This is a genomic window from Acidobacteriota bacterium, from assembly GCA_016715115.1.
Lineage (GTDB): Bacteria > Acidobacteriota > Blastocatellia > Pyrinomonadales > Pyrinomonadaceae > JAFDVJ01.
The window spans coordinates 64,087-82,939 of record JADKBM010000001.1; the positions used below are offsets into that span (position 1 = coordinate 64,087).

At 54.0% G+C, this 18,853-nt stretch carries 10 protein-coding genes; 4 read left to right on the forward strand and 6 right to left on the reverse strand.

Annotated elements, in window-relative coordinates:
• The first annotated feature begins 44 nt into the window (after nt 1–44).
• Entirely contained in the window at nt 45–3,026 is a 2,982-nt protein-coding gene (locus IPN69_00320) for a molybdopterin-dependent oxidoreductase (GenBank protein ID MBK8809167.1), read from the forward strand.
• 84 nt (nt 3,027–3,110) lie between these two features.
• Here the strand turns inward: IPN69_00320 and IPN69_00325 are convergent, their stop codons facing one another.
• The 4 genes from IPN69_00325 to IPN69_00340 form a co-directional block, all read right to left on the reverse strand.
• Nucleotides 3,111–6,944 carry a hypothetical protein gene (locus IPN69_00325; GenBank protein ID MBK8809168.1) on the reverse strand — a complete coding sequence of 1,278 codons (3,834 nt, stop codon included), beginning with the start codon at nt 6,942–6,944 and terminating at the stop codon, nt 3,111–3,113.
• Nucleotides 6,945–7,036: 92 nt separating this feature from the next.
• Complete coding sequence (locus IPN69_00330) at nt 7,037–7,510, reverse strand: protein-export chaperone SecB (GenBank protein ID MBK8809169.1); 474 nt, start codon at nt 7,508–7,510, stop codon at nt 7,037–7,039.
• A complete protein-coding gene (locus tag IPN69_00335) occupies nt 7,485–7,970 on the reverse strand; it encodes a helix-turn-helix transcriptional regulator (protein ID MBK8809170.1) in 486 nt (161 codons plus the stop codon). Before IPN69_00335 ends, IPN69_00330 begins: the two co-directional genes overlap by 26 nt.
• The gene (locus IPN69_00340) at nt 7,963–8,355 is read right to left on the reverse strand and encodes a type II toxin-antitoxin system RelE/ParE family toxin (protein MBK8809171.1); all 393 of its coding nucleotides are present in this window, start codon (nt 8,353–8,355) and stop codon (nt 7,963–7,965) included. Before IPN69_00340 ends, IPN69_00335 begins: the two co-directional genes overlap by 8 nt.
• Before the next feature lie 671 nt (nt 8,356–9,026).
• Here IPN69_00340 and IPN69_00345 point away from each other — a divergent pair.
• Nucleotides 9,027–9,533: a YkgJ family cysteine cluster protein gene (locus tag IPN69_00345; GenBank protein MBK8809172.1), complete on the forward strand. Its 507-nt coding sequence runs from the start codon at nt 9,027–9,029 to the stop codon at nt 9,531–9,533.
• Between the two features lie 75 nt (nt 9,534–9,608).
• Here the strand turns inward: IPN69_00345 and IPN69_00350 are convergent, their stop codons facing one another.
• Nucleotides 9,609–10,172 (reverse strand): hypothetical protein, encoded by a 564-nt coding sequence (locus IPN69_00350; GenBank protein MBK8809173.1) that lies wholly within the window; start codon nt 10,170–10,172, stop codon nt 9,609–9,611.
• 442 nt (nt 10,173–10,614) lie between these two features.
• On the opposite strand from IPN69_00350, the gene IPN69_00355 reads away from it, so the two are divergent.
• Nucleotides 10,615–14,517, forward strand: a complete 3,903-nt coding sequence (locus tag IPN69_00355; GenBank protein ID MBK8809174.1) for a VCBS repeat-containing protein — start codon at nt 10,615–10,617, stop codon at nt 14,515–14,517.
• Between the two features lie 142 nt (nt 14,518–14,659).
• A complete protein-coding gene (locus tag IPN69_00360; GenBank protein MBK8809175.1) occupies nt 14,660–15,382 on the forward strand; it encodes a dienelactone hydrolase family protein in 723 nt (240 codons plus the stop codon).
• Nucleotides 15,383–15,540: 158 nt separating this feature from the next.
• On the opposite strand, the gene IPN69_00365 is transcribed toward IPN69_00360, so the two are convergent.
• On the reverse strand, nt 15,541–18,849 hold the full coding sequence (locus IPN69_00365) for a hypothetical protein (GenBank protein MBK8809176.1): 3,309 nt from the start codon (nt 18,847–18,849) through the stop codon (nt 15,541–15,543).
• Nucleotides 18,850–18,853 lie beyond the last annotated feature (4 nt).

The window sequence follows — 18,853 nt, forward strand, 5'->3', positions numbered from 1 at the left end:
GAACCAATTAGCGAAAATTAGCGAATATTCGCGGGCAAACAAAAATGCACAAACCTTCATTGATCGAAGCAATTGCCGAGAAACTCGGCCTGATCGAAAACCTTCATTCGTTCGAGGCGGAAGAACTTCCCCGTTTGAACGAGCCTGGCGAATTGACGAATTACCCGCCGCCGGAACAATGGGACGATTGGACCGAGTATGAGGCGACGAGCGGGCACAGGCGTGAACGGCGCAATTATATGATCGTGCCGACGACCTGTTTCAATTGCGAGGCGGGCTGCGGTCTGTTGAGCTACATCGAAAAGGATTCGATGAAGATCCGCAAGTTCGAGGGGAATCCGTATCATCCCGGCTCGCGCGGACGCAACTGCGCGAAGGGCCCGGCGACGATCAACCAGATCAACGACGTCGAACGCATCTTGCATCCGATGAAACGAACGGGAACGCGCGGCGACGGCGCCTGGGAACGCGTTACTTGGGACGAGGCGCTCGACGACATCGCGGGCCGCATCCGCAAGGCTTTGCAGGAAGATGCGCGCAACGAGGTCGTCTATCACGTCGGACGCCCCGGACACGAAGGATTTATGGACCGCATCCTGCAATCCTGGGGAGTCGACGGCCATAATTCGCACACGAACATCTGCTCAGCCGGCGCGCGGCTCGGCTACGCGCTGTGGCAGAATTACGACCGTCCGTCGCCGGACCACGCGAACGCGCAGTTCATCTTGCTGATCTCGTCGCATCTCGAAGCGGGCCATTATTTCAATCCGCACGCGCAGCGGATCATCGAAGGCCTGATGAACGGCGCGAAGATGGCGGTAATGGACCCGCGCCTTTCGAACACGGCGTCGATGGCCGATTACTGGATGCCGACGCATCCCGGCAGCGAGGCCGCCGTTCTGCTCGCGATGGCGAAGATCATCCTCGACGAAGGCCTCTACAACCGCGAATATATCGAAAACTGGGTCAACTGGCGGGAATCGCTGGCGGAACTCCGCGCGGCCAATGACAATTCCAAGGATTCCAAGGATTCCATCGATTCCAAGGATTCCAAGGATTCCAAGGATTCCAGTTCGAGCGTTGACCTGGAATCGTTGGAATCTCTGGAATCGGCCCGGAGGGCCATGGAATCCGTGGAATTGACGTTCGACGACTTCATAAGCGAATTGAAATCGTTGTACAACGACTACACGCCCGAGTTCGCCGAACAGGAGTCAGGCGTCAAGGCGGAAGTCATTAAAGAAGTCGCGCTCAAGGTCGGACAGGCCGGTTCAAAGCTCGCGACGCACAACTGGCGCGCGGCCGGCGCCGGCAATCTCGGCGGCTGGGCCGTCGCGCGGTGCCTGCATTTTCTGAACGTCCTGACCGGATCGGTCGGAACCGTCGGCGGCACGTCGCCGTCAGCGTGGGGCAAATTCAAACCGGCCGGATTCTCGAAGCCACCGGCACAGAAGTTCTGGAACGAACTCCATTTCCCGAAGGAATATCCGCTCTCGCATTACGAAATGAGTTTCCTGCTTCCGCATTTCCTCAAAGAAGGCCGCGGCAAATTGCAGGTTTATTTCACACGCGTTTTCAATCCGGTTTGGACCTATCCCGACGGATTCACCTGGATCGAAGCCTTGTCGGACGAATCGAAGATCGGCCTCCACGTCGCGCTCACGCCGACCTGGAACGAAACGGCGTATTTCGCCGATTACGTCCTGCCGATGGGCCATTCGGGAGAGCGCCACGACCTGACGAGCTACGAAACGCATTCGGGGATGTGGATTTCGTTCCGTCAACCCGTCCTGCGCGAGGCGATGCGGCGGATGGGCAAACCCGTCGAATACACCTATGAGGCGAATGTCGGCGAGGTCTGGGAAGAAGACGAATTCTGGATCGAACTGTCGTGGCGCGTCGATCCCGACGGCAGCCTCGGCATCCGCGAGCATTTCCACTCGCCGTATCGCCCCGGCGAGAAGATCACGATCGACGAATACTATCAGTACATCTTCGAACACACCAAAGGATTGCCCGAAAAGGCGGCCGAAGAGGGCTTGACGGCGCTCGACTATATGCGCAAATACGGCGCGTTCGAAGTTGAGCAAGCCGTTTACAATCAGCATCTTAACGAGATTCCGGCGAGCGATCTCGAAGGCGCCGCGATCGACGAGACGACGGGAGAGGTCCGCAAGGGTGAAAAAGTGATCGGGATCGTCGACGGCGGAAAGGCCCGCGTCGGATTCCCGACCCCGTCGCGCCGGCAGGAGTTTTTCTCGACCACAATGAAGGATTGGGGCTGGCCCGAATATGCCGCGCCGGTTTACATCAAGAGCCATATCCATCCCGAAACGATGGACGCGTCAAAGAACGAACTCGTGCTCGTCCCGACGTTCCGGCTGCCGACGCTCATCCATACGCGGAGCGGCAACGCCAAATGGCTCGCCGAGATCTCGCACCGGAATCCGCTCTGGATGTCGGTCGAAGACGCCAAGCGCTGGGAGATCAAAACCGGCGATCTCGTCCGGATCAACACCGACATCGGCTATTTCGTCAACCGCGCGTGGGTCACCGAAGGGATGAAACCCGGCGTCGTCGCCTGCTCTCACCACATCGGCCGCTGGCGCCGCAAGGAAGACCCTTCGGCGAATCGCTGGTCGACGAATCAGGTAAAGATATTCGAAACCGAAAAAGGCAAATGGAAGATGACGGTCGAAGACGGAATCCGTCCGTACAAATCCGACGACCCCGACACGTCCCGCGTCTTCTGGTCCGACGGCGGCGTCCATCAGAACATCACCTTCCCGGTCCATCCCGACCCGCTTTCGGGAATGCACTGCTGGCACCAAAAGGTCTCGATCGAAAAGGCCCACGATTCAGACCGCTACGGCGACGTCTTCGTCGATACGGAAAAATCATTCGCGATCTACAAAGAATGGCTCAAAATGACCAAACCCGCCCCGGGCCCCGGCGGTTTGCGAAGACCGTTATGGATGGGAAGACCGCTTAGGCCGAGTGAGGAGATGTTTTACGTTTCTGGGTAAGTTAAACAGATTCAGGGCGTTAGGAATTTGTTTGCCGTGGCGACTCCAAAAGCCGATGAGTTAATGAACTAAAACACTGAGCAGCTAATCCCAAAAATCCCAAATTGATCTCTTGATCTTCAGATCATATTTCTCAGCAAGCGAATGTAGTCGGCCTCGATACGTCGGATCTGAACGAAAATCGTCAACAAGCGCCTTGAATCGTTGCGTCAATTCGCCCTTTCGTTGATGGGGATGACGTTTCGAATAATAGAAGTCAAAAACGTCAATTGCCAATTTCTTTTGAGCGATTGATCCATTCATTAAGTTGAAGAATAGATCATTTATTTTGTTGTTTTTGTCGTAATCCTTATCTCGCAAGACAATCAGCACTGTTAAAAGGTTTCTACTAATATCGATATTTGATTCGCTCCGAAGCTCATTGACCGTTGTCATTACGATTTGATCCTTGATATCAGTTGGTAGATCAGTTATTCCACCTGAAACGACTTGAGCAAATAAAGTTCGTTCATCCTCTGTTCCGGAGAAACCAACCGCTAGTTCGTGCAAGAATGATTGAGATCCGCCCTGAGCAGTCGTTATCAGTTCATCAACGATTCGAGGAGCAATTGTAATTCGTACTCGTTTGAGAACCTCCTGATCGTCACTGACAAGCAATTTGCAAACAAGGGCAATCTTCGAATCTGACGTAAGTTCTCCCCATTGCGAAACTAAGACCTTGGATGCTAAATCAAGGTTGGAGCCAGCGTGTTCCGTGAGAAGTCCAACTAGTTCGTTAAGCTGATCTTCGGTGAGCGCCGATCTGGCCGAAAACAGGATATCGATCAATTCTAGTCTACGCGCATCTGAGGCTGCGATTGGAATCATGCCGTAAAGCAGACTCGCTAAATTACTAAGCGGATTATTCGAATGGAACTTACTCCGTATAGACGAAATTGACTCAACGACGTAATCAGTATTCGCCGCGTTCGGATTAGTAGTGAACGGAGAGAGAAGATTTATGTATGACGTTTGCTCTGATTCCGTCAATCGCTCGAAATTATCTCGAAGGAATCCGCTGAATTTGATGCGATCCGAATTTTGGGCCATCGGATGACTTGATGACAACACATTCTGTGGAGTATCCCCTCCAACCATCGCCCCCCAACCAGCATCGGCCAAAGCGACGGAGCATTCGTCGACAAGATGCTTCCAAAACTCAAGTATTTGATCATTTCGCAAAAAATCGAGATCCGAAATTCCACTCGTCAGTTTCTTGATTAATCGCTTCTTGTTTTCGTCATTGAGCAGCATCTGCTCATGAACAATCAGTTTCCGAAGACTAATAGCTTTTTCGAGTTCAGAGTTTGGGTTTAAATTAACGACACAATCTGAAACGAACTTCGACCTCAGGTCAATCGGCAAATGTTCCGCGATCATGGGATATAACACGTTGAAAGAACCAATGGGTTCAGCCGACGTGTGCCCAAATGACGCATCGAAAAGTTCGCTCAATTCGCTCGTGCAGGATTCCACATTCTTCGGGTAAGTTTCAAATCCGTTCACTAACATCCGATTGATTCTCGCTAATAGGTCGACATTACCAATACTGATGATTTCGGTAATCAAACTCCTTGAAATCGTGAGTACTTGGTCTTTTGTTAGTTCAGCGGAAACCTCTTCGATATCGTCAATTACCTGTTCAAAGTACTCATCAGTGGTTGTCAACTTGGAAAGAACGTTCGAATATCGATTTAGATCTGAATCACGTAAACACCCCTTCAAAGCGTCAAAACACTGCTTGCAAGTTCCAAATTTCGCGGGTTCCTCATCAGCAAGTTTATCCGCTTCCAAAAGAGTCTCAACCATAATATCGACATAATTACCCATAAAAAACGCTTCGAGGATTCGCATGTTCAGCTTGTTTTTCACAACCTCATTGCTACAGTAATCCAAGAAAGTCGTTTCCGCGCCTTTTTCAGTTTCGCGTGATTCACTGGAAAGCTTGTCAATAAGTTTACTAATTTCGGACTGTAAGCCTATTCTAAAAATTAGTTCGAAACGTTCAATGGAATTGCTAATGAACTCTCGCACAAAAGGATCATCCGTATCGAGCTTGTCGACACAACTGTTCAGAATGAGCTTGGCATCTGATTCGTCCAAAGCGGAGGCAATCGAGAACACACCGCCAATCGAAAATCCGCTGAGTTCGGAATAACCGACCGCAGATTGGCGGAAATGTCTGAAGAAGCACCTTGAGATCGCGCCCTTGGCCGAATTCGGGCACAAGTCCCAATGTTTCGAAATCATCTGCAGAGCCTTTCTTTTCTCAACTCCCGTCAACCGGGAATCAATCGAGTTCGCCAAATGTTCAAAAAGTGATTCCTTTGTGTCACTATTAGCTTCTCGAAGAATTTTTTCTGTTTTCGATTCTATGCCATTCCTAATCGCATCGTTGAATTCCTGTAGAAATTGATCACCAACCAAATAGCTTGTTGAGTCAAGTCCAAGGTAAAGAAAGGGCGTTAAATCGGTCGCCATGTAAAAGTACTCTTTTGTCGATTCGAGGAATTCTCGAAGTTGTCGCTGATAGACTACGTCCTTTCGACTCAAACCGGGAACAGGAATATGGTTACTACAAATTGACCGCTGCCGTTCTGAAAGTTCCCCTGTCCTGTCTTCGATCACCGCGATGAGCCAATGCAGCAATTCGTTATTTACCAATAGATCCGCAAAAAGCGATGGATATTGAATTCGAGTCGTCGAAACTAATGCCAACAGTGGCAAGTTCTGAGTGACAATTCTATCCGGAAGTTGCGAACGTTTGTCTGATTCTCGTTTTCTTGCAAGAAAGTACAATGCTGCGAATTCGTTGAGAGCTGAGATTGCGTTTCGAGGACTCTTTACGTTCGGATTGATAAGTATGAACAAGATATCGTCAAATCGATCCAACTCAACAAGCTCGTTTTTGTTTCTCTCCAACGAGGTTCGGACAAAACGTCTCATGTCCGGAATCATGAAAGGCGGAATTCGTATTGTGTACTGAAAGAACTTCTCGAGGTATTCGGTTCCTTCGCTTGCGGCGGGCCCATAGAGTTCAAGACTTCTGTTCACTGCTTGTTTAATAATTTCGTCGTCGCAAGCGATGATAAAGATGCAAGTCTCAACATCCAGAAACGTCTTGATCGTCTCAAGTGTCGATAGTACTTTTTCCTTTGAACATCGATCAAGGTCATCGATGAAAATCAACTTTGGCGTCGAATCCCGTTTGACAAGTTCGCAGAAGCGCGTCTCGAACTGTTCCTCGGAATCCAATTTGGGACGCTTGATTTTCGCTTTAGCGCCCTTTATTAGGCTAAATACCCAATTGACGGCAGCCAGATAGAGTGGAACGGCCACCAGCTTCTCGAAGCGCCAGCCCCAAACCGAAAAATCTGATTCGTTTGCAGTTACGAGGAGAACTAGATTGAAAATGACTACGACGGCGAACGAAATGATCAAGAACCAAAGTGCTACGCTCCTGATGTCAAAAATCGTACTAACGATTCCGTGAATGTCAACCAAAGCCGTTTCCGTTTCACGATCAGAATACATTTCGTCAGCAATTGCTGAGAGTTGATTCGTGAATCCCAGTTCGTTCGCTATGCTAATGATGAATTTGCGTCGGAGCGAATTCTCGTCAAACTTCCAAACCTTAATTTCGATGAACTTCACTTTGCTGCCCAAACGCTGCCTTAACAAGTTCACAATCGTAGACTTTCCGACACCCCATTTACCGTAGATCCCGATATTGAATGGGGTTGGTTGGTTCAGCACCAATTGCTCAAGAACACGCGCATAGTCCAAATGCCCAAACGCGTCGAATTCTTCGGACTCTAGGGCTCGATCATCAATAAAAAGAGTCTTCGTTTCGTCTAGTTTTTTCGTCGCTTTCGCCATCGTCCGAACCCGCTTCAATCCCTGATGAATTTGGAGAACATTCAAGACTTGCTGGTAGCCATACAACGCTGGTATGCCGAGAACACCAAGGTCTAATTTAGATCTACACTTTCGCCTTCCTTACGGGCACGTTTTCTTGGCGTTCGCTTCGGTCTAACCGCTTCAGCACCCGGAAAAACAACGGTCGGGAGCATTACCGGCCCAATTCCTGACCGACTACTAACCATCAACAATAACTCGCGCGTCGCAGTAAAAAGAATCGACGGCGCGGTAATTTGGAGCAGCTTTTCTCGAAGTTCCTCCGGACAATCTTCTTTGAGACCAAAGAAACCGAGGAGGGTTATCTTGAACTCGAACGGCAAGGACTTCGATTTCCCGTCAAGTCCGATCGTCAATCGGCACAGTTTCTTCAGAGGATCAGACTTGTTTTGGCCGATCGTTACTTCTGCGTTGAGATCACTTCCCAGCAATTCAACACCGGTTTTGATTCCCTTATTTATCGGCTTGACCCGAAAAGTCAACTCCTCAACGAAATAGTTCTCAAGCTGCAAATTCGCCTGGTTCATAGCATTTCTCCGTCATTATCAAACCGGACATCAGCGAACGATTGAGATTGCCCCAAATAACATCGAAGTCGCGTTGGATGCTAATTTGAAAACGATCCAGATGAACCGTTTCAGTGAGCATATCGTCGTAAACATACTCGGCGTCCAAAACATCGCTCTCATGCGCATCGGTTGAAGCGAATGCGAACGTAAACTCACGATCAAGCGCGAATCCGATTCTGACAAGCGATTCGATCGTCAAATTCGCCGTTCCTTTCAGGATCTTGTTCACGTAGGCGCGGCTCACATCCAATCGCCGGGCGAGTTCGGCTTCGGTGACGCCGGATTCTTCCATCGCATTGTAGATCTGCTCGGAAAGCTCGAGTTTTGCTGCATCGATCTTGAAATCGATCCGGGATTCGGCGGACGCGAGCATTTCTTTGAATTCCTGCGCTGCACTTGGTTTCTTCTTCTCAGCCATTGTCTTGTTTCCTTTCCTTGAAATAGTCATCACGTATTTTGGATGCTTTTTTGAGTTGATTTGCAACGTCCCTTTTCTCGCTTCCGCGTTTCCCTGTGAATCCGTGCGAACAGATAATCAATTTCCCTTCGTCGTAAAAGAACAATATGCGGGACGTTTTTGTTCCCTTCAGTTCGAATATCCCGTCTCCAAGCGGGCGTATGTGATTGATATTCTTAGTTGGACCGTTGTCGCCCGTCCTCTGTATGAGATTCATTAATCGCGAATGGTCCGAATTTTCATCGCGTCGCAACTCGTTCAGAAAATCCATCACAAGACACCGCCCCTCAACGACCCAAGCGCGGATCTCGAATTTGCGGCCTTCGTAAATCGTTTCAACGGGCATATTGTTAACCTATAGGTTGACACACTTAGACAATAGCAATTACCGTGAACCGCGTCAAGAGTGTTTGTTTGGTCCAAGTTCTGCAAGAAGTATCAACCCCAATATGATTGACAATTTGCGGCGAAATCTTACATATTATTTTCCCGCGGGTTGAGTCCACAAATTTCAGATCCGTAACAATCGAAATCTTCGTAGGGCTTACTTGAAGTAGACGGTTGCATAGAGCCGCAGCCTTGTCGGCTAGTGGCTGCGTTGAAAGACCGCCGCGTTCTGCCCTGACGACCCGACAGACAAATTCGGACGCCATGATTTTCGCCAATGTGCCGTCGCTCTGCGACTCGGGTTCAATAATACCGTTTGACCGTGGGCTCACGCCCACGTCTAATGTCTGCCGCCGCTCCGCGGCTCGTTGAAATGCGGACTCGCCGTCGCCAATCGATTTTGAGCCCTCGTAGAGGGCGGCAGCGTGTAGCCACGGGCGCGAGCCCGTGGTGAGTCGCCCGTTCGCTTTTGAGCCCTCGTAGAGGGCGACAGAAGACGGAGTCCCGCAAATTGCGACTCCGGCCCCGGGCTCGCGCGTCCCGAGGCCGCGGAACGGGTGCGACGCCAGCTTTTCTGTGCGACGCCAGCTTTTCTTGACAAAACCCGCCAAAAAACATAAATAAAAAGGCATGAACGACCTGATCGAAGATTGGAAACAAAACGCCGAACGGAAAAGCGACGAAAATTTCGGTTTTCTACATTGGCTCAAGTTCCACAAAGACCCGGATCACGTGGACCGGATCGCCGGAGAGTCGCACGGGGAAGTATTTTCCGAGATCGACTGCACGGACTGCGGCAATTGCTGCAGGGTCATCCGCCCGACGTTCGACAAATCGGACATCGAACGGATTTCATCGCATCTGCAGATTTCCGAAGAAGAATTCGTCGAAACCCACCTGCAGGTCGGCGAAGACAACGAGTATGAAACAAAGACCCTGCCGTGCCCGTTCTTAAAAGAAAAGAAGTGCGGCATCTACGAAATTCGCCCGACAAATTGCCGCGAATACCCGCACACCGACAAGGAAGGGTTCTCTTCCCGGAAGTATCTGCACAGCAGCAACGCCGAAGTTTGCCCCGCGGTTTATCACATTCTGGAAACGATGAAATACCGGTTCAATTGGCGCAGAAGACGTTAGAATTCTGTTGTGAAGCTGTGGGCCCAAACCCTGTTCACGTAGTTTCTTGGTCGCCCTGGCCTTTACCAACGTCGATCACAGACATCTCTGGATCCGGACGTTCCTTCCCTGTTCGAAAACGTACTCTCCGATCGTTTCACCGGATTCGATGAGCGTCATTTTCAGGTTCATCGTTTTCCCCGTGACCGTGCCGGCGAATTTGGCCGCCAGCCGCTGCGGTTCTTCGCCGTCGCGCTGAAATCCCGGACGGCGCCGGATGAATACTCCCGCCGCGCTGAATCTTCCGGCCGAATCGGTCAGAAGCCGCTCGTTGATCTCGCCGCTGCTGCAACCGAATTCGAGCGTCGAAGAATCGCCGCCAACCGTCAGCCGGGCGCCGTCGGCGCCCCAAGTTCCGACCGCTACCGCCGTACGCGTTTCGGGCGTCGGCGTCGGTTCTTCTTTCTTCACGATCATCGGCGATGCATCCTTTGGCTTTTGCTTACGTTTCTTCTTCGGCGTCGGACTCGCGAAACCCGCGCGGCCGCTCCGATTTTCGTCGGCGCTTACAAAGGCCTCGAAGATCGTGCCGAAGGCAAGAACGATCAGGGCCAGCGCCGCGGCGCGACGTCCGCCGCCGACGGATTTCAAGGTCTTCATTCGATTCACCAACTCGTCCAAACCTGCTTACCCTAGCAGACAGTTTCCAATCATACAATCGCGCCCGCCGCGCTTCTGGCTTTGATGGAAATCCGCATCCGTCGGGATGCAGATGAAACTCGTATTCCCGAGACATTTCCCCCTCGAAAACAAACTCGAAAATCGGGCCCCGACGGTGTTGACTTCAATTCAAAGATAACCTAACATCCCTGCGGCATATTCGTTGTCCGGCAGCCGTTGTCGCTTTGCGGAATTAGCTAGTCTTCTCTACTTCGCGCCCCCCTTTCGATGCCCGAGCGGTTCATTATCGCTCCAACGATCAACCCGGAAAAGCAGTTGTACTCCGTTAGCCGCATATGTTGTGTTGCCCGAACCGCGGACATTTTGCCGGATTCGTCAGCCAACCAATTTAGGATTGCACTTCATTAATTAGGAAACTTATATGAAATTGAAAACACGTTGGATATTAATCGTCCTCGCGGCGACGCTGGCGGCAGGAGCTTATCTTTTCCTTCGCGCGCCGTTGCAGCTTCATTCAATCGCCAAGTCGCCCGATGAAGGCGTCGTGCTTCCCGGCACCAATGGCAAAGCCCGTTCCTATCCCAACGGCGTGATCAAGGTCGAGCCGGAGAATTTCGCGGTGACGACCGCGCTTCGCGATCTGCCCGACGCGAAGGACAGCAAGGAACCTTACGTTTCGGTCGAGGAACGCATCGAGGAACAGCGCATCGAGCGCATCCAGAAGGAGCGAATCGCGAAGGGCCTGCCGCGCCTTTCGGAAGAGGATCTCGAGAAGCTTGAGATCAACGAGCAAAACCGGGAACGCGTCAAAAAGGTCCTTCCGGGAGCTGGCGCCGGCGACGGCGAGTTTTCCGATCCGCTTTTACGGAAAGATGCCGACCTCAACGCTCCTTCGGCAATGCCGACACCGAGCCTCACCTTTGACGGCGCGGGAATGGCCGACAATGCGGCCGCCGGAGGCGGAACGGGTTTTACGCCGCCGGATGTTAACGGCGACGTCGGTCCGAATCATTATGTCAGTTCCATCAACGTCGTCCTCAAGGTCTTCAACAAGAACGGAACTCTCGCGGCAGCCGCAAAAAAGACCAGCGATCTTTTCGCTTCGCTGCCGGCCGCAGATCCGTGCCGGACACGGAATGACGGTGATCCGGTCGTTGTTTACGATTCGCTCGCCGATCGTTGGGTGATCACTCAATTCTCGATTCCGGGTCTGAGTTCCGGATCGGGAAACAACTACGAATGCGTCGCCGTTTCCACCACGAGTGATCCGACCGGCACATACTACGTCTGGAGCTACCTTTATCCGGGCGGTATCGGAAACGACTATCCCAAGATCGGCGTCTGGACGGACGCTTATCATATGACTTTCAACCAGTTCAACAACGCCGGCACAACGTTTCTCGGGATGGGATTCCTGAGTCAGGATCGGACCAAAGCGCTTGTCGGCGACCCGACAACTTCGGTCATCTACAAGAACATCGCGCCGATCGACCCGAACGCGGGCGGCGGCTTGCCGGCCGATATCGACGGTCTTGTTCCGCCTCCGGCCGGACTTTCCGAAGTGATCGCTGAATTCCGCTCGGACGAATTCGGCGATCCGCTCGATGCGATCCGCTACTACAAATGGGTTCCCGATTTTACGACCCCGGGAAATACGACGCTGACCGTTCTTCCTGACGTCGCTCTCGCGCCGTTCGACGCGCGTTCGCCGACATCGACGTCGTCGGTGATGGAAGTGTCCGGCGGAGCAACTCTCGACGGTCTGAACGATCGCCTGATGCACCGTTTCGCCTATCGCAACCTCGGCAGTTTCGCAAGCCCGACGAATTCATATACGGGCAATTTCACGGTCAACATCAGCGGTGTCAACCCGACGACCGCCGGAACGTATCAAGGCGGAATTCGTTGGTTTGAGATGCGCCGGAACGCCGACGCTTTCGCGGTCAACGATCAAGGTACGCATTCGACCGGCGCAGTCAGCGGCTCGACCGGTTTGAACAACTGGATGGGCAGCGTCGCGCAGGACAATCAGGGCAACATCGCGCTCGGCTTCAGCCAATCAAGCACGACCCAACGAGCCGACATCAAGATCGCCGGACGCACCGGCGCTCCGAGCGGAACGCTAAACGAGGGGGAAGCTCTGATGTTCGCCTCGCCCGCGGTCCAAACCTCGTCCAACCGTTGGGGCGATTACAGTTCGATGACGGTCGATCCGACGGACGACTGCACGTTCTGGTACACGCAGGAGTATTACGCCGCGAACAGTTCGTCGAACTTCTCGACCCGCGTCGGCAGTTTCAAGTTCCCGGGCTGCGCGCCGGCTCAAAAGGGCACGATAAACGGAACGATCACCTCATGCTCGACCGGCCTTCCGATCAGCGCCGCGTCGGTCGCGGCGACCGGCGGATACAACCGTCTGACAATCGCCAACGGCACCTATTCGATGACCGTTGCGCCGGGCAGTTATACGGTTTCGGCCAGCAAGACCGGAGGCTTTTCAGGCAACTCACAGAATACGTCGGTCACAAACGGGGGGACATCGACCGTCAACGTCTGTCTTAATGCCGTGCCGCAGATCGCCGGCGGAAGCCCGTCGATCGTCGCCGAAGCCTGCGGCCTTCCGAACAACGCTCCGGATCCGGGCGAATTGCTGACCGTCAGGCTGCCGCTCTCGAACACCGGCGCGGCCGATACCGCGAATCTCGTCGCGACGCTTCAGTCGACCGGCGGCGTGGTTGCCGGTTCGGCGCAGAATTACGGCGTTGTGACCGCCGGCGGCGCCGCCGTTTCGCGCGACTTTGCGTTCACCGTGAATCCGGGGGCGCCGTGCGGCAGCAGCATCACGCTGACTTGGGTGATCACGGACGGAGCCGCGAACTTCGGCACCGTCACCAAATCGTACGGCACGGGAGCATCGGTAGTTAATCTCGACCAGAAATTTGACGGCGTGACAGCCCCGGCCCTGCCCGCGGGTTGGACACAGAATCAAACGTCGGGAACCGCGATCAACTGGGTCACGAGCACAACCTCGCCAAACTCGGCGCCGAATACCGCATTTGCGAACGACCCGGCGACGGTTAATGCGACGGCGCTTGAATCGCCCGTATTCGCGGTGTCGGTCGCGAACGCCGGATTGACGTTCCAAAAGGCATTCACGACGGAAAACACGTTCGACGGCGTCGTTCTTGAGATCAAAGTCGGTGCCGGCGCCTGGCAGGATATCGTGACTGCCGGCGGCGTTTTCGTCAGCGGCGGATACAACGGAACGATCAGCACCGGTTTCAGCAGTCCGATCGGCGGCAGACAGGCGTGGACCGGAACCTCGGCGACGTACTCGCAGACGCAGGTCACGCTGCCGGCGTCCGCAAACGGACAGAACGTTCAGCTTCGCTGGCTGATGGCGTCAGACTCGTCGGTCGCTTCGACCGGCTTCCGTCTCGACGACGTTCAGGTGACGGGCGGCGTCCTGTGCAATACCTGCGCCGCATCGGTCAAATCCCGGGGCGACTTCGACGGCGACGGCAAGACTGATCTTTCGGTCTTCCGCGCTTCGGAATCGAACTGGTACCTGAACCGTTCAACTGCCGGATTCACGGTCGTCAACTTCGGTGTTTCGTCCGATACACTGACGCCGGCCGACTGGGACGGTGACGGCAAGGCCGACGTTGCCGTTTTCCGTCCGACACCGACTTCGGGCACGCCCGACTTCTGGATCCTGCGTTCGAGCGATAGCACGCTCGCCGGAGCCGAATGGGGCACGACCGGCGACACGGCGCAAGTGGGCGACTATGACGGCGACGGCAAGGCCGATCCCGCCGTATTCCGGGCAGCGACAAACACCTGGTTCATCGTCAATTCGGGAGGCGGTTCGACGGCCGTTCCGTTCGGATCCGCCGGCGACATTCCGGTCAGGGCCGACTACAACGGCGACGGTAAGACCGATATCGCGATCTTCCGTCCGGCGTCGAATCAATGGTGGATCTCAAACTCCGGCGGCGGCGTTACGGCGCAGACGTTCGGCGCGGCAGGCGACAAACTCGTCCCGGCCGACTACGATGGCGACAACAAGGACGACATCGCGATCTGGCGCCCGTCGACCGGACAATGGTGGGTCATCGCGAGTTCGACGGGCACGCCGTCGGCGACGACATTCGGCATCTCGACCGATATCCCGGTGCCGGGCGATTATGACGGCGACGGCAAAGACGATCTGGCGATCTATCGTGCCGGACAGTGGTGGCTGAACCGTTCGACGGCGGGCGTTGCGGCCATCAATTTCGGAATCGCGAGCGACAACCCAATCCCGACCCGTTACATCCCGTAAACGGGCGATTTACTCCAGGACTTCGGCTGGCGATCATCTCGGTCGCCGGCCGATTTTGTTTCCCGTTGAACCGACGTTTGGGCGTCGCGGGACGCGGCTCCGTTCCGACCTCTGCAAATTCCGCTTGTTTCGGCTAAAATCGATGACGATGATCACTACCCAACAACTTGTTTACAATGATTCTCAAACGGATTTCGTCGGTTCCATTTCGTATGATTCAGCGTCGGCGAAAATGCTCCCCGGGGTTCTGGTGCTTCCGACGTTCAGAGGTTTGACCGATTTCGAGCGCGGCAAGGCATTGGCGCTGGCCGAATTTGGATATGCCGCACTCGCCGTCGATATGTACGGTGACGGAAGATACTCGAACGATCCCGACGAGGCGCGGGCGATGATGAACGAACTGAACGCCGACAGAGATTTGCTGCGGCGGCGGATCGAGGCGGCGCATCAGGCATTGCGAAGCGTGAAAGGTGTCGATCCGGACAGAACGGCCGCGATCGGATTTTGTTTCGGCGGAAAATGCGTTCTCGATCTCGCCCGCGCGGGAGCTGATGTGCGCGGCGTAGTCAGTTTTCACGGCGTTTACGATCCACCGCAAACTGAACAAACAGATGAAATCAGGGCGTCCGTCCTCGTCCTTCACGGTTGGGACGATCCGCTCAATACGCCGCCGCAAACCGTCGCGTTGGCCGAAGAACTCACCCGGCGCAAAGCCGATTGGCAGATCGTCTCATACGGCGCGACGGGCCACGGTTTCACTAACCCCGCCGCCAACTCGCCTGAAAACGGGATGATGTACAACGAACTAACTGATCGACGCTCATGGCGTGCGATGAGAGAATTCTTGAGTGAACGTATCGGTTGAATCGGTAGCTGATTGCACTGATTGCATTAGATCTCGCGTAATTTCTCGTCGTTTGGCGGGCCAAAGGCTGTAACAACCCGACCGCGAACGGACGCAAAATGCTCGAAGTCGCAAACGATTTAGATGACCCTGCAAACATTCACGAAACACGGACCCGATCAGGTCGCCGTCGGGGGCGCGGACGTCAATGTGAATTTGTCGACGATCTCAAGCTTGAAGCCTTCGTCCGTCATGTCCGGAACCGCCTTTTCAAGCCCGATGACATAGGCCGTGAGCTCGGTTTTGGTGATCTTGATACGGACAAGATGCTTGTAATCTTCGATCCTCGCCATACCTCCGGCCTCGTTGTTGTGGCCATTGTAAAGCAGCGTCACCGCGAGATACCATCCGAACCAGACACGGCTCAGCCGATATCCGATGATCGCGATCAGCACGATCGCAACCACGAAGGCGGCGATTCCTTCCGGCGTTAATGCAACGACATTGCCTTCCTTTATTTCTGAATTCGCCTCGGCCAGCGAGAGAACGCTTCGCGCCGCACGTCCGATTTCTTGAACGCCTAACCCGGACAAACGAAAAAGCGATACCGGCTTTTCAAGCAATACATGCGAAGCAATCGGCGCGACCAGCATGATCAGCCCGAGACTGATCCATGCAACGGTCATTCCCGATCGGTTCTTGCGGCTCTTCATCAGCTTTTCGCCGAGCCGAAACCTGAAAAGATCATAGATGCGCGAATTTCGCCTGAAAAGCGACCCGATCCGCATCGCCATCGTCGACGCTCCGTTGGTAAGCAGTATCAAGACATAAAGCCCGAGAAACACCTTCCAGTCCGCGTAATAGAAAACGATCAGCGGCGTCGTGACCTGAAGCAACGCGTGCCAAATTCCGAAGCCCAGAAATGTCAGTTTTCCGCGGGCAGGCAAGTACGCGGCACCGGTTACGGCGGCGAGATACAAAAAGAACCCGATTCCAAATCCGACGGTGAACAAAAAAACGAAATCTGCCGCGATCCATCGCAATGAAGACCCGCCGAAGATGCCGATTCCGAAAACGACCGCGACGACGGCCAGAACCCCGATCACGTTCGCCGCCAGATACTTGTATGAATATCGGCGCGCCAACCGACCCAATTGCCGTTTGATCCAACTGTTCGAAGGCTCGTTCGGATCTTCAAGCTTTTCGGTACAACTCTTCTCCTTGAATCCGCGAGCGATCTTGGCCCGGATCGCGAGCCAGTTCGTATATTCCGCACTGAGCCAGACCAGAATCACGCCAAGCACGAGGTGATGAAGCACGGTCAGATTCGATCCGATTCCGTGAAGACACGAAATCCCGTAGAAGGGCTGGATCACGACGAAAAAGACGTAGAGCACCACCGCGGCGAAGAACGACTCGCTTGTTTTGAGCAACTGCAAAATGCGTCCGTCCCATACCGGATCGAGCTTGTCTTCGTTGTTTCGACGTTTGAGACCGACCACCAGGCTGTGAACGCTGTACGCCGAGTAAAGCAAAAGCGCCATGATCACCGGCAGCATGATCGCGGAGTGCCAGATACCGTTATTTTCGGCGAAAAAGAGATAGATCGAGTACAGAGAATCGATCGGATGCGCGAAAAAACCTTCGATTTTCGCAAGCGTTCCCGAAAAATTCGAGAAATAAATAAGAGAAAAAAGAATGATCGCCGAGCAGATCGCACCCGCATATTGTACATAACCGCCGCGGCTGATGTTTTCGAGATCGAAAAGGCGGGCGGCATGCGCCTGGATCGAAGTCTCCTCGCCGGGAAATATCTGCTGGGGCGGTATTTCGCCCGATACCTTGCGGCCGTTTTCGAGGATCGGATTCCCGAGCTCGTCTTTTGCGAATCCGACGAGCGTCGATGTCGAATCAAAAAACGCGCCGCCGCCGCCGGCGACGACCGATGCATAATTGTCCGACGAGAATCTCGGGTCGCCGAGCCCGCGTGTCTCGGGGCCCCAGTAACGGGCGTAATGGTGCACATCGCCCGAAAGATCGAGCCGGCAGAATTCTCCGGTTTTTTCACCGGCCTTGAGCGGCACGATTTTTCCGTTGTTGAGGAACGGCTGTTCGTAGCCGAGGCCTTCAGTGATCGTTTTGAGATAGACGGCCGTCTTGTCTTCGGGATCGCATTTGCGTCCAAAAACGGTCGTCGGCTCCGGGGTCGCGACGATCAGTTTCTTCGGATTCATCCCGACGACGTTTTTGAAAAATATCTCCTGACGGAAATCCAGCTTTTCGTTCTCCGAATCGACTCCGAAAAACCACCAGTCGAACGGCAGACGGATCGCGACATAGCTCGCTTCCTGTTCGCGCGAAAAGGTCGGGATCCTCAGAAACATCCGGCCGCGCATGCCGTCGTAAATGCGGTTTTCTTCGACCTCGTCGAACGGCGTCCGGCGAAACTGACGGTTGAAACCGTCGATATTGTCGTAGTAGTCGTGATTTGCCGGGATGCCGAAGATCGGCCGCGGCGGCTCCGTATCCCAGTACCGCTTTGCGTCATCGACATCGGTTCTGTGGGTCTGAAGACCGACCGTGCCGTCCCAATCGGGGTGCATTTTTTTCGTATCCGGATCGACGATCGGCATTTCGCTGTCATCCCAGAAACACTTTCCGTTGAAGAGGACGTCTTTCGGGCGTTGGGAGCGGAACATGAAATGACGGATTCCCGTAAACGCCCAGCGAAACGGCAGTTGAAACCGTTCGACAAGCGTCGCGAAATTCGCCGAGTGGTAAGCGGTGTCGCCACCGACAAAAAGGAAATAGCCCCGTGGCAAGACCGAAAACGCTTCGAAATCGACATCAGCCGGCTTGCCGGACTTTGACGGCATAAGTTTGACCTTTGAACCGACACGGCCGTCGCCTTCGACCCAAAGATCGTTGAGCGCAATGCATCCGACATTGTAAACGCCCATCTGCCCGTCGCCGGTGTCGGCCATGAAGTCGAACCAGAATTCGTCAATCGAATCCGGATCGTCACGGAATTGCTTCCCGCGCGGGTGCCTGAGGAACTCGTCCCAAAACTCGAAATTGTCGCCTTTCCACTTCCAATAGTCGGCGATCTTCCGGGCCCATGCGAGCGTTGCAGCCTTCGCCGTTTCGTCGAGGACGTGGTCATCGCTGCGCATGCGATGCTGCGCTTTGGTTTCGACGACCGCGTTCAGTCGCCCGAAATCCTTGCCGGCCTCTCCTTCGGAAGCGTTCACGCCTTCGGCTTTGATGGCGCGCTTGAACTTTTCCTCGTTGAGGATTCGGATCTTCTCATCGACGTTGGGAAAGATGTTCCCCTTCATCCAGGCCCGTGGGTCCATGTTCTCGCCGTAGATCATGTACATGATCATGCCTTTCAGACTGGCGATCATCTCGCGGCCACCGAACCAAGCTACGGCCGTCTTGAACCCCTCGCGCGTTTTGGGTTTCAAAGAATAGAAATTTGGCTTCATCGGA